Source organism: Thalassospira sp. NFXS8, assembly GCF_040148805.1.
Lineage (GTDB): Bacteria > Pseudomonadota > Alphaproteobacteria > Rhodospirillales > Thalassospiraceae > Thalassospira.
The window spans coordinates 112,561-134,361 of the sequence record NZ_JAGEMF010000004.1; the positions used below are offsets into that span (position 1 = coordinate 112,561).

Genomic DNA, 21,801 nt, shown 5'->3' on the forward strand with positions numbered 1-21,801 from the left:
ACCATTTAAGCGGTGTAACAAAAATGAAAACATGTAGGACGGAGCGTGCCGATGGCGCAGCAGAGCAAGCATTTTGGCAATGTGACATCGTTGCCGGGAACAAATTCGGCTCTTTCGGGCGGCGGGTTTGTGCGGTCTGTCAATGATTGGCTGATGGAAAGTGCATTACAGGATACCGATATCGACGAAGTGATTTCCGGTATGGTGTCGCGTCTTGTTGCTGCCGGGTTGCCGATAGACCGGGTTATGGTGGGCTTTAAAACCTTGCACCCCCTATATGAAGGGGTCAGTTATATCTGGTCAAAACCCACAGGTCAGGTTGAGCGGTCGTTTCATCTTGGTGTTCGTGAAAATAACCCGGACTGGGTTGAAAGCCCTATGAAATGGATGATCGATAATGGTGTTACGTTTTTACGCCGTCATTTGATCGGTCCTGGTGCCATTCTGGATTTTCCGGTTTTAAAATCTTTTCGTGAACTTAGCGGTACCGACTATCTGGCGCTGGTAACGCCTTTTACCACCGATCGCGACAGCGAACTGGGCGAAAACCGCATCTTTATGACCTACCTTACCAGCCGCCCAAGCGGGTTTACGGACGAAGATCTGGCGATCCTGTCGGCCATACAGCGCCGGTTCGCTGTGACCTGCAAAATGCGTATCATGCATGATGAAACCAAAACCATTCTTGAAACCTATTTGGGGTCTGATGCCGGTCATCGTGTTCGGGACGGGCAAATCAAACTGGGTGACAGCACCAAAACCCGCGCTGTGATCTGGTTTTCCGATATGCGCAATTCAACAGCGATGGCCGCCCATGTTGGCGATGACGCGTTTTTAGAGCAAATGAACAGCTTTTTTGCCGCAACGGCGGGTGCAGTTTTAGCGCATGGCGGACAGGTTTTACGTTATATCGGCGATGCGACATTGGCGATTTTCCCGATCCGTGATGATGAAGGCGACCTTGAACAGGCTTGTCATGCCGCCCTTTATGCTGCGGCTGAAGCCCAGATGAATATCGACAACCTCAATGTTGGCCGTGAAGATCAGGGCCTGCCGGAATTTGATTATGGTTTGGGTATGCATGTCGGGGATGTCGTATATGGCAATGTCGGGGTTAAGGAACGGGTTGATTTTACCGTTGTCGGGCGTGCGGCGAATGAAGCATCCCGGATTGAAAAACTGACGAAACAGCTTGGTAAGCGGGTATTGGTAAGTGCACCTGTTGCCAAATACATTTCCTGCCCGACCGAAAATATTGGCGAATATGAATTGCAGGGAACGGGAACGAAATTAACGTTGTTTGCTCCTGATTTTAAAGAAGCCTGTCAGCGTTTGGAACTGTTGCGCGCTGGATAATTCCACGTGCTTTATGTCTTCGGATAAATGACAAAAAGATATGGCGATGGATTGCTCCATCGCCATATGGCGTTTTAGGCCTGTTTTATGAGATGTCGTTTGCTGGCGCATGTGCCGGCAGAGGCGCGATAAATATTACTATCAGAAAAGTGCTTTAGCGAATTTCACATTCCCGCAATTGATCCCGGGCAAGTTGTACCCGTTTGCGAACGGCGCAGTTGCTTAGGCCCAAATGATCAGCGATTTCATCATAACTTTGATCCTGCACACATCGCATCAAAAGTGGACGACGCAATTTTTCCGGTAGTTCGGATAATGCCTTGTCCAGATTGGCAAACATTTCGCCGGTCAGGGCGTTTTGTTCCGGTGTGGTCATATTGCGATGGGAAATGACCGGCATGGCATCGTTAGCGGTGCTATGTGCGTCTTCATGATATTCGGCTTTGCGTTTGTTTTGGCGGTGCAAATCGATGCAGGCATTATGAACAATGCGCGACAGCCACGCCCGATGATTGCGAATTTCATCTATCGATTCTTCAAATTTAACCGATGCCTTGACCATGGCTTCCGACAGGGCGTCCTGGGCATCGTCCATATTCCCCGACATCAGCTTCAGGCATTGGCGCAACAGGCCGTCCTTTTGGTCAATCCACAGGGGCCAGAAATTAGGTGCTGTTGGCGGCAGGCCGGGATGTGCCGTGTGCAAGGATTGCGTGGATGTTGCGGATGGCTGAATATCGTCTGATATTCCGGGCGTGGCCGGTGTTTCCGCTGATTTCGATATTGCCGGTTTAACTGCAATTTTAATGGCTGTTTCGGTGCGGGTGGCATTAATTTGCGGGCCCTGGTCCTTGCCGTAACCAGCCGATTTTCGGGGCTCAATCAATGTCGGGCGTGTGGCATGTGTGCGGTCTGGCACCGCCGCAATATCGGAACCGGGGCGAGACGTGAAATCAACCGGTATCACCTCAACCGGCGTTGCAAGACCATATGCCCGCGCTGCTAAATGCTCGGCGTAACGATTGCCACGATCATATGGGCCATCAGTCACATTTTGAGGCGGAATGAGCGGTGTTGTGTCCGGTTGCATACGGGGGAAAAAAGGAGGCCGATCAAGGTCGTCAACGGCTGTTACCGGCGCGCAAGGGGGGATTGCTTCAATTGTAACCGGTTGCGTCACTATGCCTTGCGTCGAATGTGCTGCGCCGGGTGCTTTTTTAAAATGATTGTTGGCATGTGTGCTGACACCTGCGACAAAATCGCATGCTAATCGTTTGCGAACCGGTGGCGCAAGATGGGCCCAGATCGATGTTATTTTGTGTTCGCCGTGCCCCAGTGCTTTTGCCAGTGCATCTTGCAGCGCCTCGGCAAAGGCGGTTTCGTTCTCGGTTAAGGGTACAAGAAACTTGTTACGGTTAAGGTCACCCACCACGAAATCTCCCCTGATCTGAAATACAACTAAAAGTTGCTTGCTGTATTTGTTATCAAGTATGACGGGCTACAATCTTAATTGTGATATTTTTTATATTTTACTCGTATAGGTTGTTTTTTGGCTGGTTTTCCGGTGTTTTTTCGGCGTTTGACCAACAAATTGTGGCTTAGGTTGCTAAGTGTTCTCTGTCAGATGTTTTTGAGGGCGAATCTATTTTGAGGTGATCAGCCCCACACGGATCAAAGTGGCTACGTAGGGAATGGTACAACGCCGCAGTTGCAGCTGTGTGCGTATTCGTTGGATACGGCTATTTATGTCGTGCCATTCGAGCGAGAAAAAGCTGCGAAAAAGTTTCCATTATTGACGCTGATCGCGCCAATTTGTGACATGGCCGTACAGGGGCCATTAGGCGTTAAACGCCCTTCACATTGTGGGTGCAGCTATGTTCCTGAGCATTATTTTTATTTAATGAGGTTGCTGCATTTTCGCGGGCCAGGGTGTTCGTGCTTCATTCGCTTGCCGGATAAAGAATGTCGATTGCGCACCATTTTTGCCAATCAGACAAAAAGAAACCCGCCAAAACGCAGCACTACTGCGTAAGAGCGGGTCTTTTGTTCAAAGTGGTGCTGGTGATAGGATTTGAACCTACGACCTACGCATTACGAATGCGCCGCTCTACCAGCTGAGCTACACCAGCACGACTCACTTTGTGGCGCGGAAAATACGGATAATATGGGTACATGGCAAGTGCTTTATTTGTGTTTTTGCACATGATGTTGTGAATGCCCACGCGATGGACAATTGATCTATAGTCTGAGTTATTGCGCGTGAGGCATCGTAGTTGTTTTCGCCAATATTTTTGTACCAATCATATGATGGTTCTTGTGGCAACTAAGTTGTACCTGCCTTGGCAGGCACTATTGTGATCAGATATTGATGCCGGGACTCCTCAATAACATTTGCCGCAGATTTTGGCATGACAGTCGATGTTTATTGGATGTTTCAGGCCGGATTTACGCCAAAGTTACAAATGCGATCCTGCATCGGGTTTTAGCGGCTATTGCCAGTGCCAGAAAGGGGACGCAAATATTAGAAAATTTGGTTCCAAGCCGTTATCAAAGTCTGACAGGCAGGTCTCATGGCAGCCATGCGGGACAATGCGGTTTTGAAGGGTTATAGAACATTGACCGCGCTGTAGTTTGACGGCATAGATAGGCACCTTATCCTGATAATGCCGGGTAAAAATCGGGGAGAATAACTATATGTGCCGTTGGCTGAGCTATATCGGGGAACCTGTTTACCTCGACAGTCTGGTTTTTGAACCCAAACATTCCCTTGTTGCGCAAAGCCTGCATGCGGAGGAAGCCAAGACGCCAACCAACGGTGATGGTTTTGGTATTGGCTGGTACGGAGACCGTCAAACACCTGGCTTGTATCGCGAAATTTTACCCGCCTGGAACGACGCGAATTTGCAATCACTGGCGCATAATATTGAATCGGGCCTGTTCTTTGCGCATGTGCGCGCGTCGACGGGGACAGGCACCAGCCGGTCCAATTGTCATCCGTTTGCCTATGACAAATACCTGTTCATGCATAATGGGCAGATTGGCGATTACAAACTGGTTCGTCGCGAACTCGAAGCCTTGATTGACGATAAATATTATTGTTCGCGCCAGGGTACGACCGATAGCGAACTGATTTTTTATTTGATGCTGAGTTTCGGGTTGGAGCTTGATGCCCACCGCGCTGTTCGCAAGGCAATTGAAATGGTGGAAAGCGCAATGCGTCGGCATGATATCGAAGCCCCGTTTCGCTTTACCGCCTGTTTAAGTGATGGCGAAAGCCTGTGTGCAGTTCGCTATGCCAGCGATGATAAGCCTCCATCGCTTTATTACCGTAAACGGGGTAATCAGGTGATTGTGGTATCCGAGCCGCTAGATGCCGAAAGCGCCAGCTGGATTGCCCTGGATCGTAACCAAAGTCTGCATGTTACACGTGATCTGACCATTTCCAAGGATATGATGTTGGGAGCATGTGCCTGATCCAGGCCCGGTTTTAGGTCCGGTGTAATCGATATTTCCCATCAGGACGCAACAATCAGGCTGGTGCGGTTTTGCACCAGCCTTGTTTGTAATATATCTGACGGGGCGGCATTTAAAATAACCGTGTCAAAATCGCTGGCATGGCCATCGCGGCACAGGGCCTTGCGACCCATTTTGCGGTCATCAACCAGCAAAATCGCATGGTCGCAACACTGTATCAGTGCCCGCCTGGCGCGTACTTCGTCCATGTTGAAATCCATTAAATCGCCATCCGGGCTCATGCCGCCCACACTGACAATGCCAAAATCGGCGCGATAGCAGCCAAAAAACTCGGCACTGTCAGCACCGATCACATCAAGGTCGCGCGTACGGATGGTCCCCCCCGATAACCGTAAGGTGACGCCGGGCGCATTTTGCAGGGTCAGCACGACATGCAGATTGTTGGTTAACACCGTTAAGTTGCGGTGCCGGGCAAGGCTTGATGCCGCCAGTTCGGCGGTGGTGCCTGTTCCAATCGCAATGGTGCAGCCTTCGGGAATGATGCCGATCAGTTTGGCGGCAAGGGCGCGTTTGCCATCGCGGTTCCATACCTCGCGTTTTTCATAACTGGTATTGTCGGGCACCGGGGCGGGCCCGGCTTTGCCGTGGCGGCGAAAAATGCGGCCCTGTTCCTGCAGATCGCGCAGGTCGGTGCGGATGGTTTGAACGGAAACGTCAAACCGGCGTGCGAGTTCCTCGACAGCCATGAAGCCGCAGGATTTTACCAGCGACACGATGCGGTCGCGACGGTTTTCTATCGGCACGGGACGGGGCATTTAAAGACCTTTTCTATTTTCACACGAAAGTTTCCATTTCGTTTACTCCCGATTATAGCGGCGCAAAAATTCGGCTGAGAACCCCGTAATTGCTGTTGAAACAATTAATTCTCAGCTTTGTCACACAACTGTTATGAAAATATCGGTAGCGTCCCCCTCACGTTGTTTTCGTACGAAACCTTCAAAAAGTTTCAACCGGTCCAAGGGATGTTGATCATGCGTAAAGTTCTTCTTGCTGCCGTGGCGTCGGCCACAATGATGTTGCCAATCGTGGGGCAGGCTGCTGAAAAGCTGGTTCTTTATACCAGCCAGCCCAACAAGGATGCCCAAACCACCGTCGATGCCTTTAAGGCGGCGTACCCTGATATTGAAGTGGACTGGGTGCGTGATGGCACCACCAAATTGATGGCGAAACTGGGGGCCGAAATTGCTGCAGGTGATCCGCGGCCCGACGTGTTGCTGATTGCCGATACCGTCACACTCGAAGGTATGAAACAACAAGGCCAGCTTCAGGCGTATAAATCTCCGCAAGCGGGTGCCTATGACCCGGCCCTGTATGATGAAGCCGGCTATTATTATTCGACCAAGCTGATCACGACCGGGATTGTCTATAATACCGGTGTGTCCAAAAAGCCGACTTCGTGGAAAGACCTGGCGGATCCGGCCCTTAAAAATCAGATTGCCATGCCCAGCCCGCTTTATTCAGGTGCGGCCCTGATCCATCTTTCCACACTGACTGAGAACCCCGATCTGGGTTGGGATTATTATCGGGCCCTGGCCGATAACAATGCCCGGGCGCAAGGTGGCAATGGCGGCACGTTCAAGGCTGTGGCATCGGGTGAAAAACCTTATGGTGTTGTGGTGGATTTCCTTGCCCTGCGCGGCAAGGCTGCGGGCTCGCCGGTCGATTTTGTATTCCCCAGCGAAGGCGTTACCTATGTGACCGAACCGGTGGCGATTTTGAAAACCGCCAAAAATGTTGAAGCCGCACACAAGTTTGTTGACTTTGTTCTGTCGGAAAAAGGTCAGAAGCTGGTGAAAGATATGGGCTATATCCCGGCGCGTAACGACATGGGTATGCCTGCCGGTTTCCCGGCGCGCAAGGACATCAAGCTGATGGCATTTAACCCGGCTGTTGCCCTGAAAAATGCCGACGCGAACAAGAAGAAATTCGCAGAGATGTTCGGGGCAGAATAATGTCGGCTGTCGGACGCGCGAAAGCAGCATCCGGCCTGCAAATGGGAAGCAACCGGTTTTCGGGCCGGTTGCTGCCTTTGTTGTTTGTGCCGGTAATTATTATTTCGGTTTTACCCATGGTTCGCCTGGCGACCGAAGGCCTGTTTGTGCAAGGAACGCCCAGCCTGGATTATTTGCGCGATGTGGCGCAAAGCAGCCAGACATGGCAGGCAACGGCGCATAGTCTTTACACGGCGGCATTGGGAACTCTTATATCCTTGCTGATTGGCGGGGCGTTTGCCTTTTTGGTGGCCTTGACAGATATCCGCGCCAAGGCGGCTCTGGTTTTTTGTTTCATGATCCCGATGATGATCCCGCCGCAAATTACCGCCCTAGCCTGGGTGCAATTAACCGGGCCAAGCAGTGCACTTTTAAATGCCATTGGTATGGCCCCTGCAATGGGGTCGGCCCAGCCGCTTTATTCGGCCGAGGGGATTGCCCTGTTGTTGGGCATTCAGCATGCTTCAATTGTATTTTTAACCCTGCGGGCTAATTTGCGCCTGTTACCGCGCGAACAGGTCGAAGCCGCACGGCTGGCCGGGGCGCGGGGCGGGCGGCTGTGGTGGCAGGTGATTTTGCCGCTGACCAGCCCCGGCCTGATTGCGGGCACGGCCATGGCCTTTGTGACGGCACTGGGTAATTTCGGCATTCAGGCCATGCTGGGCATTCCGGGCAATTACATTACCTTGCCCACCCTTATTTATCGTAAACTTTCCAGTTTTGGCCCCTCGGCGCTGGGCGAGGTATCGGTGCTGGCCATGCTGATTGGTGTGATTGCGGTCGCCGGTGTGATTTTGCACCATCGCTTGCTGAGCAAACGCGATTACCGTTTGATGGGCGTGGTCGGCAGGCCATTAGACATCAAGCTGGGCCGCCGCCGCATTGTGATTGAAATTGTATTGTGGAGCGTTCTGGTTGCCATTTTGGTGGTGCCGCTGATGGCGCTGGTGGCAACATCGCTGGTGCCTGCTTTTGGCGTGCGCCTTGGTCTGGATAATTTCAGTTTTGATGCCTTTTATCAGGTGCTGTTTGTGCAACCCGCTACCATGCGTGCCTTTCAAAACAGTCTGATGTTATCGGTGGGGGCGGCGATTGTGCTGGTTGGGGTGTGTTTGCCACTGGCCTATATTATTGTCCGCCGCCCGACACCGTTAACCCGCGTGATTAATTTGCTGGTCGAAATCCCCTATGCCTTGCCTGGCGTGGTGCTGGCCATCGCGTGCATTTTGCTGTTTATCCGCATTCCGGTTTTGAATGTCAGTTTGTATGGCACGCTGGCAATTATCTTTGTCGCCTATTTGGCGCGGTTTTTGGTAATTGCCTTGCGCCCGGTGATGAACAGCTTTTTACAGTTGGACCCCGCACTGGAAGAAGCCGCCCAGGCTTGTGGGGCCGGGGTGGGGCGGCGGTTGCGCGATATCTTGTTGCCCCTTGCCGCACCTGCGGCTGCCGCAGGCGCATTGTTGGTGTTTTTAACCGCGTTTAACGAACTGACTGTTTCGGCCCTTTTATGGTCGGCAGGCAATGAAACGCTGGGTGTTCTGATTTTCAATCTTGATGATAGTGGCGACAGCGTCATGGCATCGGCCGTGGCTGTGCTGGTCGTGAACGTTGTTGTTGCCCTGATGACCGGGTTTCAACTGGCATCGCGTCATCTGCCCAAGGGAGTTATACCGTGGCAGACATAAATTTAAGCAATGTGACCAAAACATTTGGTGACTATCATGCCGTTAATAATGTGTCGTTAAACATTGCCGACGGTGAATTTGTGGCCCTGTTGGGGCCATCGGGCTGTGGCAAAACCACATTGTTGCGCCTGTTGGCCGGGTTCGAAGAACCCGATGGCGGTGTCATCTCGCTGGCCGGGCAGGCGGTCGCCAACCCCGCAGCAAACATTATGGTCGCGCCTGAAGATCGCAACCTGGGCATTGTGTTTCAGTCCTATGCGCTTTGGCCGCATATGTCGGTGGCACGTAATGTGGGGTATCCGCTTGAAGTGCGTAAATTATCGCGCGCGGATCGTGAAAGGCGCATTCGCGATGCGTTGGCGATTGTATCGCTGGGCGATTATGCGGATCGTTCCCCCACCGAGCTGAGCGGCGGGCAACGCCAGCGTGTGGCCCTGGCCCGTTGCCTGGTGATGGAACCGCGTGCGGTGTTGTTAGATGAACCGCTGGCGAACCTGGATGTGCATTTGCGTGAAACCATGCAGCAGGCCTTTCTGGATTTTCATCGCCGGACTGGCGCCACCATGATTTACGTAACCCATGATCAGGCCGAAGCCATGGGGATGGCAGACCGGATTGCCGTGATGGATCGCGGGCATATCCGCCAGATGGCCGCCCCTGAAACCCTGTACCGTGAACCGAATGATCATATGGTTGCCGGTTTTGTTGGGGCCGGGGCCGTTTTGCCGGTGGGTGAGTTAACGATGCAGGGCGAGGGTCGATGTGCCGTGCGTATCGGCAATGCCGATGTAATGGCCCGGATCAGTCATGCGGCAAGTTATCACTGTTTGGGCCAAGGCAATATCGACAGGCCGTCGAATGATGGTTTGGAGCCGGTTTTAGGCCTGTGTTTGCGCCCGGAAGATGTCAGTGTTGATACACAGGGTACGCTTGCTGGGATGGTGGATGACTGCGTTTACCTGGGCGGGCGGTTTCGCCTGATGGTCCGTCTTGATGGCCAGCATTCCGTGCCGGTTTATGCCGATCAACGGGCGCGTATTGGGGAACAAATTTCATTGTCGATCCGCGATGGTTGGGTCTTTTCACGCCAGGAGGCTGCATAATGGCGGCGGGTATTCGTGTGTTATCGGGTTTGGGCGAAAAAGCCCCGGCCTGTATCCGGCTGGATTTTTTGAACCGGCGCTGGCTGCTTGATTGTGGCGATGGACTGGAAAATGAACCGGGGTTTGACCCGGCATGGCTGACCAAAGTTAACGCCGTTTTCATTTCACATGATCATGTGGACCATATCGGCGCTGCGCATTATGCCGTCGAGGCCGGTTTGCCAATTTATTGTACCGCTGTGACCGCCAAAGCCTTGCCTGTGGGGGCCGATGTGAACATTTTGCCTGCTTTTGGAGAAATTCAGGTTGATGGCGTTACCGTGACCACCGGGCGTACCGGCCATGCATTTGGCGGGGTGTGGCTGCATTTTGATGTGGGCGGCGGCGTGCTTTATACGGGCGATATTTGCACGGAATCCGACTATTTTTTATATGATCAGGCCCCCGATGCCGCGACGATTTTGTGTGATGCATCTTATGGCATGGATAATGTGTCACAGCGTGATCGTATTGATGGTTTGTTAGGTGCTGTTGCCGGGTTTGAGGGGCAAATTCTGTTTCCGGTTCCACCCAGTGGCCGGGCTGCTGAAATGGCTCTGTTGTTTGAACGCCACGGGCTGGCGGACTGGACGATGGACATGCGCTGTTATGGCCGGGTTCAGCAGGTTTTAACGCCGGGCGGGCAGGACTTTGTAAGTTCCGAAGCTATTGCCGATTTACGCCGCCTTAGCCTTAAGGCCCGCGAATTTAACCCCCAGGCCAAACTGTTATTGTGCCATTCGCCGTGTGGCACCAGGGGGGCATCGGGCGAAATTACCCGCAAATGGCAGGAACAGGGGCGTTTGGGGCAGGATGCCAAGGTGATTTATACTGGCCACATGTCAGAAACGGCCCGCAGGATTTTCGCAGAAGGCAAGGGCGAGTTTCACCGCTGGAACGTGCATCCGCGTTTGCGTGATGTGGTTGAACTGGCCCAAAACTGCCATGCCTTACAGATCGTTCCGTTATTTTGCACCCGTCCCGAGGAATTCGGCCTTGTCGAAGGATTTGAAGGCCGGTTACAGCTATCGGACCGGTTTTATCTGTAAGGTTTTCACATGATTTTTCCCTATTGGCACTATGACATGCCCGCAGTGCCGTTTGTTTTTATGCGCCACGGCGAAACCGAAGCCAATCGCACCGGCATTATTGCCGGATCGACCGACGTGCCGTTAAATACCACAGGTGAGGAACAGGCACGTTCCGTGGCCCCCTTGATGGCGCAGCATAAATGGCGGGCCGTATATGCCAGCACCCAGTCACGGGCGCAGCGTACAGCCGCCCTTGCCGTGCCCGGCCATCAGGCGGAAATCCTGAGTGGCTTGCGTGAACGCCATTGGGGCGACCTGGAGGGACGGCCGGTTACTGAAATATGCCCACGTTTTGAAACCCCGCCAAATGGCGAGCCGTTTAACGATATGTGTAAACGGGTGTGTGAGGCGTTGAAAATTGCCCTTGCCGGGCATGATGATGCGCAAGGCTTAACCGTAATTGTCGGTCATTCCGGAGTGATGCGCTGCATTTTACATTTAACCGGGTTTGATGCCGATGGCCCGCGTATCATGAATGCGACGCCGGTTTTGTTCACGCCGCAAGATGGTCGCTGGACCCATAAGATTTTATCAGAACAGGCAAATGCCGCCAGACAGGATATGGAATGACCTTTGAAAACGATGCGCTGATGCCAGGAACTGCCAGTCAGCCACGCCCGGCGGTGGTTTTTGATGTAGACGGCACACTGGCCGAATTCGATGCCGATGCCCTTGGCCATCTGGTGCATGGGCCGGTTAAATATTGGGACGCATTTTTTGACGCGATGGATGTGACAGCGCCGGTGGCCGATATTGAACGGCTGTTGCGCATTTTGCATGGCACCGGACAGGCGATTGTCATTTGTACTGGTCGCCCCGAAGGCTGGCGGGATCGAACCGAAGCGTGGCTAAAGGCGCATGAAATTCCGTTTGACGGGGTTTATTTGCGTCCGGTCGACGCTGATCATCGCAGTGACGAGGATGTTAAGGAAGATTTGTTGCAGCAAATCCGTGCCGATGGCTTTGCCCCGTGGCTGGTGGTGGATGACCGGCAATCCGTAGTCGATAAATGGCGCGATCTGGGGTTGACCTGTTTGCAATGCGCGCCGGGTAATTTCTGACTTGATATTTTAAGCATGATGCAAAACCGGCGGCAGGGAATGCCGCCGGTTTTGTTATGGGGGCAATTAACCACACCATGGTGCACGTTTTGTTTTGCCATCATAGGCGCGTGCAAGGCCATTATTGATTAATTCCTGATCCAGCGCGCGGCCATCAATGCGCACCGATGCCACAACACGCCCGCCATAGCGGCCCCATTCAGGTTCGCAAAATTCGACCTTTTGCGCCTGTTTCAGGCTGTGGCGTGCATAATCGCGTGCCTTGTTGGCCAGTTCTTTTTCCATTGGGCATTTACCGCGGATTTCGGGGGTATCCACCCCGCGTACGCGCACCGACATTTTGGCAATTTCGCGCGGTAACCCGGGGATTAGCACATAAATTGTATCGCCGTCATAGGCATATTCGCCGCCGCGTTCACGCAAGGGCCAATCGTAACAGGTGGCATGTGTCGTCGCGGGTATCAGGCAGCCCGCCACAAGGGCCGCCGTAACGGCAGGGCGATAAAAAGATGCAGGCATTGTTTGCTCGTATTCTGTTTTGTTGTTTTTTAATCACAGTTTTAACCGCGATAATATTTGCGCGGCCCGTTGTTCGACCGGGCCTTTGCGTATTTCGATGGGTTCGTAGCCGCATTCAAGATAGGTGCGATACAAAACCACATAGGTTCTGACGGCTTCGCTGAAGTTTTGTGTTCGTGCGGTGTCGGTTTGATAAATTTCAGCCCAGGGCGGCAGGATGAAAACCGTGCGCCGGTAGCGATAGGTTTCAATCGCCCGCATCAGGGTCGGGTCATCGGGCAGTTTGGATAAACGGCGATGGGCCAATGTATCGGGCAGGCCACGGTCAAAAAACACGCTTAGCGGGTCTTGCTCCATGCCGTCCTGCCATGCGCGGATAGATCCGCGCATCATAAGGCCGCTATAGGCTTCATTGTCTTCCCACGGCAGGGCATTGCCGCCGCGTTCCTGCTGGTTTTCGATAACGTTTCGGGCTACCTCCCGGCTGGTTTCATAGCCAAGGTCATTTAAGTGATTGATCAGTGTGGTTTTGCCCGCACCGGGGCCACCTGTGATGACAATAAGGTTCGATGGATAAGGCAATTGCATTGATATTCGTATTCCCTGCTCAAGGCGGCACCATATGGCGGCGCTTTGCGGCAAGCTGATGGCGTAAACAAAGGATTTTATTGAGAAGGTCAAACCCGGCATGTAAAGAGAGGCTGGGCATTAATCGCAAGAACAAAGGCTGTCAATATGCTGATTGCAAAACCCGGTTTGGCGGACCGAAGCCGCCTGATCAGGTTATGGGAAAGTTCGGTGCGGGCCACGCACGGATTTTTGGACGAAGGCGATATCGCCCGCCTGCGCGTGATGATCCACGATCGGTATCTTGACGCGGTTGTCCTGTATTGTGCGGAGGATGAGAACGGTAATATTACCGGATTTATCGGCATTGCGGAAGGGCGCATTGAAATGCTTTTTGTGGACCCGCAACGGATGGGGCAGGGCATTGGCCGGGCTTTGGTCGAATATGCCATATCACGGCACAATATTACCGATGTCGATGTGAACGAACAAAACCCCGATGCCGCCGGTTTTTATCGTTACCTGGGGTTCGTTGACTTTGCCCGTTCTGAAAATGACGGTGAAGGTAACCCGTTTCCGATTTTACATATGCGACTGGGGCGCTAATGACCCTTTTGACAGGGCGTGTTGCACGGGCGGGTGGCTTACACGCCGTCGGGACCGTCAATTCGCGCCAGAATATGGTCCGATATCAACTGTGCTGATGGCGACAGGCGATGCCCGGCTGCGGTTAGCAGGCTATAGGGTTTGATTTCGATTGCTTCGGTCAGGGGTAATTCGGCAATCGCGCCCCCCCGTGTAAGCAATGTTGTTACTTCTTCGGCCATCGGGGCAACGGCGTCGCTGTCGCTGATGGATGCAAGGGTTACCAGCAAAGATGCAGTGTTTAACCCTGAACGCGGTAACGGCAGGTTTTGGGCGATAAAAACATCCTCGATTGTACGCCGCATCAGGTTTCCCGGTGGCGGCAATATCCATTCATATTGCGCCAGTTGGGCCATTGTAACCGGGTTATGCGCCAATAGCGGATGTCCGTTACGCACCAGAAGGCGGATTTTTTCGCTGCGGATCTGGCGAATATGAAACAGGCGCGGGTCCACATCCTGTGGCACCCGGCCAATGATAAAGTCATATTCCCCCGCCAGCAGGCTTTTGATCAGGACGTGGGACGGGCCAATTGCAACCTGCGCCTCGAACCTTGCATTGTGCGACTGGATATCGCGAACCACAGGCACCACCAGGTCAACGGCGGCGGCGGTAACCGCGCCGATAAATACCGTGCCGCCACCATTTTTAATATCTTCAATTTCGCGTTCGGCTTCGCGCATTTCAATAAGCATGGTGCGTGCGCGCTGGGCCAGTGCCCGGCCGGCATTGCTCATTTCTACACCGCGTGCGCCACGTTCGCACAGGCGGGTTCCCAGCATGTCTTCCATTTCCGATAATAACCGCGATGCGGCAGGTTGCGATGTTTTTAACATGGTGGCGGCCAAGCTGATCTGGCCGGTTTCCTCCATGGCAACAATCATGCGTAAATGGCTGATTTTTAGCCCGCGCTTAAACAGGTTTCCCGACCCTGTTAACAGGGTTTGTGCCGGTGTCATAATGCTGGGCGGGGAAGTCTGAACCATAAAGCAGCTGCTACTGTTAACGCGTTTCGGATATTGATTTTAATAACATATCGTTTTTGATATGCAATGTTCAGTTTTCATTATTTGAATGTTATGGCGAAGCAACGGAATATTGCGCCGTCGGCGTCATTAAAAAATGGCAGTCGCTACGTAAAATAACGCCACACAACAAGGACGGGCACCCGGTGCCTTAACCAAACAGGCAAATGCCGGAAATTGTTGTGTCATTAGGGAGAAAATATAATGAAACGTCTGAGTGCTGTATTGGCCGGCATTGCCTTTGGCGCGGCCGCGACCTTTGCCCCCTCCATGCCGGGTGGCTTTGGGATGAGTGCCGCCCACGCTGCTGACAAGGGCTATGTCGGGATCGCCATGCCGACCAAATCTTCTGCACGCTGGATTTCGGATGGGGATTCGATGGTCAAGCAGTTTGAAGAAGCCGGTTATAAAACCGACCTTCAATATGCCGAAGACGATATTCCCAATCAGCTTTCCCAGATTGAAAACATGATTGTGAAGGGCGTTGATGTGTTGGTGATTGCCGCCATTGACGGATCAACCCTTTCCAATGCTCTGGCAAATGCCAAGGCCGCCGGGATCAAGGTTTTCGCCTATGACCGCCTGATCCGCGATAGCGGCGATGTCGATTATTATTCGACGTTTGATAATTTCAAGGTTGGCGTTCTTCAGGCATCTTCATTGATGGATGGCCTCGCGTCACGCGGCGATGGTCCGTACAATGTTGAATTGTTTGGCGGTTCGCCGGACGATAACAATGCCTATTTCTTCTATAATGGCGCGATGTCGGTTTTGCAGCCGCTGATTGATAATGGCACTGTTGTTATTAAATCCGGCCAGATGGGCATGGACAAGGTTGGTACCCTGCGTTGGGATGGTGCGGTTGCCCAGGCCCGTATGGATAACCTGTTGTCGGCTTATTACACCGACGAAAAGGTCGATGGTGTGCTGTCGCCCTATGACGGGTTGTCAATTGGTATTCTGTCCTCGCTTAAGGGCGTTGGTTATGGTTCGGGCGACATGAAAATGCCGATCGTTACCGGGCAGGACGCCGAATTGCCGTCGATCAAATCGATCCTTGCCGGTGAACAGTATTCAACCGTTTTCAAAGACACCCGCGAACTGGCCCGTGTGACGGTTAGCATGGTGAACGATGTGCTGGCCGGTAAGGAACCGACAGTGAACGACACCAAAACCTATGACAATGGCGTCAAGGTTGTTCCGTCCTATTTGCTGGAACCGGTTCTGGTCGATAAATCCAACTGGGAAGGCATTATCATTGGATCGGGTTATTATACCGCTGATCAGGTTAAATAAGCACGGTTTTGCATGAAAATCGAAACGGGCGGTGAACCATCGCCGCCCGTTTTTGTGCCAAGCCGAAAGCCGCCGGATCAAACCAGGTGGCGGTCGGTCCGGTGTTGAAAGGCAGACGGGCCGTTTTGCAAAAGGGAGCCGGCAGAACTGCCGGAATTCGGGAGGACCGGATGGATACCATCCTGGAGATGCGCAATATCACCAAGACTTTCCCCGGTGTGAAAGCGCTTGATGATGTTAACCTTAAAGTACGACGGGGCGAAATTCATGCCCTGTGCGGCGAAAATGGCGCTGGAAAATCAACATTGATGAAGGTTCTTAGCGGGGTTTATCCGCATGGAACCTATGAAGGCGACATTCTGTTTGATGACGACATTCAGTCATTCAGGGATATTCGCGATAGCGAAGCGCGCGGCATTATCATCATCCATCAGGAACTGGCCCTGGTGCCGTTACTATCGATTGCCGAAAACATTTTTCTGGGCAACGAGCTTTCTGAAAACGGTGTGATTAACTGGCCCAAGACCTTTGCCCGCACAACCGAGCTTTTAGGCAAGGTTGGCCTGCGCGAGGCCCCCAATACGCTGGTGACCAATATTGGGGTCGGCAAACAGCAACTGGTGGAAATTGCCAAGGCTCTGTCCAAGGAAGTCAAACTTCTTATTCTGGACGAACCCACGTCAAGTTTGCAGGAAAATGATAGCCAGAAATTGCTGGATCTGCTGATCGAGTTTCGCAATCAGGGCATTACCTCGATCCTGATTTCGCACAAGTTAAATGAAATCAGCCGTGTTGCCGACCGGATTACGGTTATTCGTGATGGCAGGGCCGTTTCGACGCTGGATTGTCTTGATGGGCAGATCAGCGAGGATGATATTGTCAAGGATATGGTCGGGCGTGATATGGCGCATCGCTATCCTGAACGGACCCCTAATATTGGCGCAACCATGATGGAAGTGCGCAACTGGACCTGTTATCACCCGCTGCATCCCACCCAAAAGCTGATCAAGGATGTTAATATTGATGTGGCCGCCGGCGAGGTGGTTGGTATTGCCGGTTTGATGGGGGCCGGGCGTACCGAACTTGCCATGAGCATTTTTGGCAAGTCATATGGACATAATATCAGCGGCGAGGTTTTGATGCATGGCAAACCGGTGGATGTTTCCACCGTGCAGCGTGCCATTGCCTCGGGACTTGCCTATGTGACCGAGGATCGCAAGGAAATGGGGCTGATCCTTGACGAAAGTATTACCACCAATATCACGCTTGCCAATCTGCCCGGTGTTTCGGAACGCGGGGTCTTAAACGACGGGGCCGAACGGGGTGTCGCCGAGGAATACCGCCAGAAGATCAATATTCGCACACCCAATGTCGGCCAGAAGGTGGTTAACCTTTCGGGTGGTAACCAGCAAAAGGTTGTGTTGTCCAAATGGCTGTTTGCCGGGCCGGAAGTATTGATCCTGGACGAGCCAACCCGCGGCATTGATGTGGGTGCCAAATACGAGATTTATTCAATTATCAATCAGCTGGCAGCCGATGGCAAAGGGGTCATTATGATCTCGTCGGAGATGCCGGAACTTCTGGGAATGTGCGACCGCATTTATGTGATGAATGAGGGCGAAATCAAAGGGCAGCTGGCCGCAAGTGATGCCAGCCAGGAAAAGATCATGCACATGATCCTGAAGGGGTGAGGACGGACCAATGAGTGAGACTTCGACAAAAAATATCAGTTACTACCTGCGCACCCATATGCGTGAATATGGCATGGTTCTGGCCCTGATTGCGATCATGGCGTTTTTTCAGTATTTGACCGACGGCGTGTTGATGAAGCCGGTCAATCTGACCAACCTTTTCCTGCAAAACAGCTATGTCATCATCATGGCTGTCGGCATGTTGCTTGTTATTGTGGGCGGTAATATCGATCTTTCGGTGGGCTCTGTTGTTGGCTTTATTGGCGCATTGGCGGCAGTTATGGCCGTTCAGTGGGATTTGCCGACATTTGTGGTCATTCCGGTTTGTCTGGTTGTTGGCGGTTTGATTGGCTGTGCCCAGGGCTATTGGGTGGCCTATTGGCGCATTCCATCCTTTATCGTGACCCTGGCCGGGATGCTGGTTTTTCGCGGTTTGACGCTGGCCCTGCTGGGCGGCGCATCTGTGGGGCCATTTCCGTCAAACTTTCAGTTAATGTCATCGGGTTTCATTCCCGACCTGATGGGCGGGTTGATCGACGGCCGGTTTAATGTTTTTTCCATGACGCTGGGTGTTCTCGTTGCGCTTTTGCTGCCGGCCCTTGGTTTGCGCTCGCGGGCAAAACAGGCGCGGTTTGCCGTTGTAGAAGAGCCAATGGCCTTTTTTGCCGCCAAACATGCGCTTGCCGGTTTTGCGATTTTGTATATCGCCTATCTGCTTTCGACCTATCGTGGCCTGCCTAATGTGCTAATCGTCATGGCCTTGCTGATTGCGATTTTTACCTTTGTTACCAACAGCACAACAATTGGTCGTCGCATTTATGCGATGGGGGGCAATGAAAAGGCCGCCCAGCTTTCGGGCATCAATACCCGCAAACTGGCATTTTTGACCTTTGCCAATATGGGCATGCTGGCCGCATTGGCCGGGTTGGTTTTTGCCGCCCGTTTGAATACTGCAACCCCGAAAGCCGGGATTGCCTTTGAACTTGACGTGATCGCAGCCGTCTTTATCGGTGGCGCGTCCATGTCTGGTGGCGTTGGTAAAATTATCGGCGCTGTCGTTGGCGCCCTGATTATGGGCGTTATGAATAACGGGATGTCGATTGTTGGTGTCGGGATTGACTGGCAACAGGTGATTAAAGGCCTGGTGTTGCTCGCCGCCGTGATTTTCGATGTCTATAACAAGAACAAGGCCTAAAGAATTGACCAAACAACAAAACGGACCGGAAACCGGGGCGATGTCGATATGTGAAAGCACATTTCGTTTTTGCAGCCCTGTGTCTTTGCACCGTTTGAATATCTATCCGGGCGCGTTTTGCGCCCGGAGCGCGCGCGATGAAAACAGCGCGTTTAACATAAACTCAGGAGACCGGGCATGAGCAGCTTTAAACCCGCAGCCTGGCCGCGCACGTTGCGCTCGCAAGGATGGTTTGGTGGTACGAGCAAGGATAATATCTATCACCGCAGCTGGATGAAAAACCAGGGCCTGCCTGCCGACCTGTTCGACGGCCGCCCGGTGATTGGTATTTGTAATACCTGGTCGCAATTAACCCCTTGCAACGCGCATTTGCGCGACCTTGCCGAGCGGGTCAAACACGGCATTTACGAAGCTGGCGGTCTGCCGCTGGAATTTCCGGTGTTTTCACCGGGCGAAAGCACGCTGCGCCCCACAGCCATGATGTTCCGTAACCTGTGCGCCATGGATGTGGAAGAAGCCCTGCGTGGAACCCCGCTGGATGGTGTGGTGCTGATGGTGGGCTGCGATAAAACCACCCCGGCATTGCTGATGGGGGCATCCAGCGTTGATATTCCTGCCATTGTTGTAACCGGCGGGCCGATGCTGAATGGCAAATGGCGCGGGCAGGATATTGGTTCGGGCACCTCGCTGTGGCAATTATCCGAAGATCGCAAGGCAGGCAAGATCAGCACCGAGGATTTCCTGGATGCCGAAATGGCGATGTCGCGTTCACCCGGGTCATGCAACACCATGGGCACGGCATCAAGTATGGCCAGCATGGCCGAGGCGCTGGGCATGGCGCTGTCGGGCAATGCTGCCATTCCCGCTGTTGATAGTCGTCGCCGGGTGATGGCCCATTTAACCGGGCGTCGCATTGTGCAGATGGTTAAGGACGACCTTAAACCGTCTGACGTGATGACCAAGGATGCCTTTGAAAACGCCATTCGTGTTAATGGCGCGATTGGTGGCTCGACCAATGCGGTTATTCACCTTCTGGCGATTGCCGGGCGCTTGGGCGTTGATCTGACGCTGGATGACTGGGACCGTTTGGGACGCGATATTCCGACCATCGTTAATTTGCAGCCATCGGGCAAATACTTGATGGAGGAATTCTTCTATGCCGGTGGCTTGCCGGTGGTCATCAAGGCGCTGGCCGAAAGCGGGCAGATCCATAAAGACGCCATCACGGTTTCGGGCGAAACCATGTGGGACCAGGTTGCCGAGGTGCGCAACTGGAACGACGATGTGATTTTGCCGTTCGAAAAAGCCCTGACCCAGCATGGCGGCATCGCCGTGGTCAAGGGCAACCTGGCCCCGAATGGCGCTGTGCTTAAACCTTCTGCCGCGTCAGAACATTTGATGACCCACCGTGGCCGCGCCGTGGTGTTTGAAGATATCGACGATTACAAGGCCAAGATTAACGACGAAAGCCTTGATATTGACGAAAACTGCATCATGGTTTTGAAAAACTGCGGTCCCAAGGGCTATCCCGGCATGGCCGAGGTTGGCAATATGGGCCTGCCGCCCAAGGTTTTGCGCAAAGGCATTACCGACATGGTGCGTATTTCCGACGCCCGCATGAGCGGCACGGCATACGGCACCGTTGTTTTGCACACATCCCCCGAAGCCGCCGCCGGTGGCCCGCTGGCGATTGTGCAAAATGGCGATATGATCGAACTTGATGTGCCGAACCGTCGCTTGCATCTTGACGTACCCGACGATGAAATCGCCAGTCGCCTTGCCGCGTGGGAAACCATTGTTCCGGTTCCTGCCAGTGGTTATGCGTCGCTTTATTACAGCCATGTCATTGGCGCGGATAAAGGGGCCGATTTTGACTTTCTGATCGGTGGTCGCGGCAAGGAAATCCCGAAGGACAGCCACTAGAATTGACGCTCAAGATGCCATGCTAGTTTGCTAAAAGGCAAGTTGGTATGGCGGTAAAGCTGAATATTATACTAGGCACCAATGCAACCAACTGGGTTGCGTTGGTGCCTTTTCTTTTGGGTCGGGCACGCCAACAGAAACAATCAACAGATACGTTTACGCCAGATTTCAGGCGTCAATAGAGATCGTTCGGGGATTTGGGAAATGGTGGGCGTAACAAGATTCGAACTTGTGACCTCTCCCGTGTGAAGGGAACGCTCTAACCAACTGAGCTATACGCCCGAAACGGGGAAACAGTGCGTAGGTGACTGCTTCGTATTCCGTCGGTGGCGCGGGTTATAAGGGCCTGCGCCGGGGGTGTCAAGCCGCGTTTTCAGGCAATTTTTTCCAATGCGTCAGGCAGTTGGGCAAAGCGGGTTAAAACGGCATCGGCACCCAGTGTCCGGGCCTTGGCATCATCCACTTCAAAGGCAACGGCGATGGCAGCAATGCCAATGGCGCGTGCCGCGTTTATGTCATTGGCGTGATCACCAACCATAACGGCGGTATCGCCCGCATCGCGCTTATACCCCATGCCTTTCAGGGCAAAGGCCAAATGCCCGCCATCGGGTTTACGTACATCGGTTGCGTCACCGCCAGCAATGGTCGTAAACAAATCGTCGATCCCCAGCAATGACAGGATTTCGCGGCAGGGCCGGGTGGGTTTGTTTGAAGCCAGACCAATTTTCCAGCCCTTTTCATGCAGGCCGCGCAATGTGGTTTCGGCATCCTGATACAAATATGTATCGCGATAGCCTGTTGCCTCGTACAGCGATACAAATTTGTCATAGGCCGCGGACAGGGCATTTTCGTCCAAACCGGAATTTCGGGCGGCAAAGGCACGTTTGGTTAACATGCGCGCGCCATCGCCCAGCATGGGTTCAAGTTCGTGCCGGGTCAGCGGGGGCAGGGTGTGTTCGGCCAGCAGGTGATTCATCGCCACCACAAGGTCCTCAACCCCGTCAATCAATGTACCGTCAAGATCAAACAGGATGAAGTTGGTCATGGGGCTGCCTTTTGTCATGATAAGAACACAGA

At 53.1% G+C, this 21,801-nt stretch carries 19 protein-coding genes and 2 tRNA genes; 13 read left to right on the forward strand and 8 right to left on the reverse strand.

What is annotated here, in order from left to right; translation table 11 throughout:
• Window positions 1–51: 51 nt before the first annotated feature.
• Window positions 52–1,356, forward strand: a complete 1,305-nt coding sequence (locus J4E05_RS19440) for an adenylate/guanylate cyclase domain-containing protein (RefSeq protein ID WP_085589050.1) — start codon at window positions 52–54, stop codon at window positions 1,354–1,356.
• A 154-nt stretch (window positions 1,357–1,510) separates the two neighbouring features.
• On the opposite strand, the gene J4E05_RS19445 is transcribed toward J4E05_RS19440, so the two are convergent.
• Window positions 1,511–2,785: an RNA polymerase sigma factor gene (locus J4E05_RS19445; protein WP_349599117.1), complete on the reverse strand. Its 1,275-nt coding sequence runs from the start codon at window positions 2,783–2,785 to the stop codon at window positions 1,511–1,513.
• A 624-nt stretch (window positions 2,786–3,409) separates the two neighbouring features.
• Window positions 3,410–3,485 (reverse strand) — tRNA-Thr (locus J4E05_RS19450).
• Between the two features lie 565 nt (window positions 3,486–4,050).
• Between J4E05_RS19450 and J4E05_RS19455 the strand changes: the two genes are divergently transcribed.
• Window positions 4,051–4,830: a class II glutamine amidotransferase gene (locus J4E05_RS19455; protein WP_085589044.1), complete on the forward strand. Its 780-nt coding sequence runs from the start codon at window positions 4,051–4,053 to the stop codon at window positions 4,828–4,830.
• Window positions 4,831–4,871: 41 nt separating this feature from the next.
• Here the strand turns inward: J4E05_RS19455 and J4E05_RS19460 are convergent, their stop codons facing one another.
• On the reverse strand, window positions 4,872–5,645 hold the full coding sequence (locus J4E05_RS19460) for a DeoR/GlpR family DNA-binding transcription regulator (protein ID WP_349599120.1): 774 nt from the start codon (window positions 5,643–5,645) through the stop codon (window positions 4,872–4,874).
• A gap of 216 nt (window positions 5,646–5,861) precedes the next feature.
• On the opposite strand from J4E05_RS19460, the gene J4E05_RS19465 reads away from it, so the two are divergent.
• From J4E05_RS19465 to J4E05_RS19490, 6 genes are read left to right on the forward strand one after another with little or no spacing between them, the layout of a single operon-like run.
• A complete protein-coding gene (locus tag J4E05_RS19465; RefSeq protein WP_349599123.1) occupies window positions 5,862–6,842 on the forward strand; it encodes an ABC transporter substrate-binding protein in 981 nt (326 codons plus the stop codon).
• Window positions 6,842–8,569, forward strand: a complete 1,728-nt coding sequence (locus J4E05_RS19470; protein ID WP_349599126.1) for an ABC transporter permease — start codon at window positions 6,842–6,844, stop codon at window positions 8,567–8,569. Before J4E05_RS19465 ends, J4E05_RS19470 begins: the two co-directional genes overlap by 1 nt.
• Window positions 8,557–9,672: an ABC transporter ATP-binding protein gene (locus J4E05_RS19475; protein WP_349599129.1), complete on the forward strand. Its 1,116-nt coding sequence runs from the start codon at window positions 8,557–8,559 to the stop codon at window positions 9,670–9,672. Before J4E05_RS19470 ends, J4E05_RS19475 begins: the two co-directional genes overlap by 13 nt.
• Window positions 9,672–10,760, forward strand: coding sequence for an MBL fold metallo-hydrolase (locus J4E05_RS19480; RefSeq protein ID WP_349599132.1), 1,089 nt, complete (start codon window positions 9,672–9,674; stop codon window positions 10,758–10,760). The genes J4E05_RS19475 and J4E05_RS19480 overlap by 1 nt, the downstream gene beginning before the upstream one ends.
• A 9-nt stretch (window positions 10,761–10,769) precedes the next feature.
• Window positions 10,770–11,372, forward strand: coding sequence for a histidine phosphatase family protein (locus tag J4E05_RS19485; protein ID WP_349599135.1), 603 nt, complete (start codon window positions 10,770–10,772; stop codon window positions 11,370–11,372).
• On the forward strand, window positions 11,369–11,863 hold the full coding sequence (locus J4E05_RS19490; RefSeq protein WP_085589034.1) for a phosphatase domain-containing protein: 495 nt from the start codon (window positions 11,369–11,371) through the stop codon (window positions 11,861–11,863). Before J4E05_RS19485 ends, J4E05_RS19490 begins: the two co-directional genes overlap by 4 nt.
• Before the next feature lie 66 nt (window positions 11,864–11,929).
• Here J4E05_RS19490 and J4E05_RS19495 read toward each other — a convergent pair whose 3' ends face one another.
• Window positions 11,930–12,382, reverse strand: a complete 453-nt coding sequence (locus tag J4E05_RS19495; protein ID WP_349599138.1) for a thermonuclease family protein — start codon at window positions 12,380–12,382, stop codon at window positions 11,930–11,932.
• Window positions 12,383–12,415: 33 nt separating this feature from the next.
• Entirely contained in the window at window positions 12,416–12,970 is a 555-nt protein-coding gene (locus tag J4E05_RS19500) for an AAA family ATPase (protein WP_349599141.1), read from the reverse strand.
• 147 nt (window positions 12,971–13,117) lie between these two features.
• On the opposite strand from J4E05_RS19500, the gene J4E05_RS19505 reads away from it, so the two are divergent.
• Complete coding sequence (locus J4E05_RS19505; protein ID WP_349599144.1) at window positions 13,118–13,555, forward strand: GNAT family N-acetyltransferase; 438 nt, start codon at window positions 13,118–13,120, stop codon at window positions 13,553–13,555.
• 38 nt (window positions 13,556–13,593) lie between these two features.
• Here J4E05_RS19505 and J4E05_RS19510 read toward each other — a convergent pair whose 3' ends face one another.
• Window positions 13,594–14,580, reverse strand: a complete 987-nt coding sequence (locus tag J4E05_RS19510) for a LysR family transcriptional regulator (protein ID WP_085589026.1) — start codon at window positions 14,578–14,580, stop codon at window positions 13,594–13,596.
• A gap of 243 nt (window positions 14,581–14,823) precedes the next feature.
• Here J4E05_RS19510 and chvE point away from each other — a divergent pair, with 243 nt between their 5' ends.
• The 4 genes from chvE to araD all read left to right on the forward strand — a co-directional run bounded on the left by chvE (window position 14,824) and on the right by araD (window position 20,724).
• Window positions 14,824–15,915 (forward strand): multiple monosaccharide ABC transporter substrate-binding protein, encoded by a 1,092-nt coding sequence (gene chvE / locus J4E05_RS19515; protein ID WP_085589024.1) that lies wholly within the window; start codon window positions 14,824–14,826, stop codon window positions 15,913–15,915.
• A 170-nt stretch (window positions 15,916–16,085) separates the two neighbouring features.
• Window positions 16,086–17,606 carry a multiple monosaccharide ABC transporter ATP-binding protein gene (mmsA, locus tag J4E05_RS19520; protein WP_349599148.1) on the forward strand — a complete coding sequence of 507 codons (1,521 nt, stop codon included), beginning with the start codon at window positions 16,086–16,088 and terminating at the stop codon, window positions 17,604–17,606.
• A gap of 10 nt (window positions 17,607–17,616) precedes the next feature.
• The gene (gene mmsB / locus J4E05_RS19525; RefSeq protein ID WP_349599151.1) at window positions 17,617–18,801 is read left to right on the forward strand and encodes a multiple monosaccharide ABC transporter permease; all 1,185 of its coding nucleotides are present in this window, start codon (window positions 17,617–17,619) and stop codon (window positions 18,799–18,801) included.
• Window positions 18,802–18,978: 177 nt separating this feature from the next.
• Window positions 18,979–20,724 (forward strand): L-arabinonate dehydratase, encoded by a 1,746-nt coding sequence (araD, locus tag J4E05_RS19530; protein WP_349599154.1) that lies wholly within the window; start codon window positions 18,979–18,981, stop codon window positions 20,722–20,724.
• A gap of 205 nt (window positions 20,725–20,929) precedes the next feature.
• Here the strand turns inward: araD and J4E05_RS19535 are convergent.
• Both J4E05_RS19535 and J4E05_RS19540 read right to left on the reverse strand, forming a co-directional pair.
• Window positions 20,930–21,006, reverse strand: a tRNA-Val gene (locus J4E05_RS19535).
• Window positions 21,007–21,097: 91 nt separating this feature from the next.
• The gene (locus J4E05_RS19540; protein ID WP_349599157.1) at window positions 21,098–21,769 is read right to left on the reverse strand and encodes an HAD-IA family hydrolase; all 672 of its coding nucleotides are present in this window, start codon (window positions 21,767–21,769) and stop codon (window positions 21,098–21,100) included.
• Between the last annotated feature and the right edge of the window lie 32 nt (window positions 21,770–21,801).

What these genes read in the sequence shown, in the direction of transcription:
- J4E05_RS19440 (WP_085589050.1), top strand. Translation starts at nt 52, where the DNA reads ATGGCGCAGCAGAGCAAGCATTTTGGCAATGTGACATCGTTGCCGGGA.
- J4E05_RS19455 (WP_085589044.1), top strand. Translation starts at nt 4,051, where the DNA reads ATGTGCCGTTGGCTGAGCTATATCGGGGAACCTGTTTACCTCGACAGT.
- J4E05_RS19460 (WP_349599120.1), bottom strand. Translation starts at nt 5,645, where the DNA reads ATGCCCCGTCCCGTGCCGATAGAAAACCGTCGCGACCGCATCGTGTCG.
- J4E05_RS19465 (WP_349599123.1), top strand. Translation starts at nt 5,862, where the DNA reads ATGCGTAAAGTTCTTCTTGCTGCCGTGGCGTCGGCCACAATGATGTTG.
- J4E05_RS19470 (WP_349599126.1), top strand. Translation starts at nt 6,842, where the DNA reads ATGTCGGCTGTCGGACGCGCGAAAGCAGCATCCGGCCTGCAAATGGGA.
- J4E05_RS19480 (WP_349599132.1), top strand. Translation starts at nt 9,672, where the DNA reads ATGGCGGCGGGTATTCGTGTGTTATCGGGTTTGGGCGAAAAAGCCCCG.
- J4E05_RS19485 (WP_349599135.1), top strand. Translation starts at nt 10,770, where the DNA reads ATGATTTTTCCCTATTGGCACTATGACATGCCCGCAGTGCCGTTTGTT.
- J4E05_RS19490 (WP_085589034.1), top strand. Translation starts at nt 11,369, where the DNA reads ATGACCTTTGAAAACGATGCGCTGATGCCAGGAACTGCCAGTCAGCCA.
- J4E05_RS19495 (WP_349599138.1), bottom strand. Translation starts at nt 12,382, where the DNA reads ATGCCTGCATCTTTTTATCGCCCTGCCGTTACGGCGGCCCTTGTGGCG.
- J4E05_RS19500 (WP_349599141.1), bottom strand. Translation starts at nt 12,970, where the DNA reads ATGCAATTGCCTTATCCATCGAACCTTATTGTCATCACAGGTGGCCCC.
- J4E05_RS19505 (WP_349599144.1), top strand. Translation starts at nt 13,118, where the DNA reads ATGCTGATTGCAAAACCCGGTTTGGCGGACCGAAGCCGCCTGATCAGG.
- J4E05_RS19510 (WP_085589026.1), bottom strand. Translation starts at nt 14,580, where the DNA reads ATGGTTCAGACTTCCCCGCCCAGCATTATGACACCGGCACAAACCCTG.
- chvE (WP_085589024.1), top strand. Translation starts at nt 14,824, where the DNA reads ATGAAACGTCTGAGTGCTGTATTGGCCGGCATTGCCTTTGGCGCGGCC.
- mmsA (WP_349599148.1), top strand. Translation starts at nt 16,086, where the DNA reads ATGGATACCATCCTGGAGATGCGCAATATCACCAAGACTTTCCCCGGT.
- mmsB (WP_349599151.1), top strand. Translation starts at nt 17,617, where the DNA reads ATGAGTGAGACTTCGACAAAAAATATCAGTTACTACCTGCGCACCCAT.
- araD (WP_349599154.1), top strand. Translation starts at nt 18,979, where the DNA reads ATGAGCAGCTTTAAACCCGCAGCCTGGCCGCGCACGTTGCGCTCGCAA.
- J4E05_RS19540 (WP_349599157.1), bottom strand. Translation starts at nt 21,769, where the DNA reads ATGACCAACTTCATCCTGTTTGATCTTGACGGTACATTGATTGACGGG.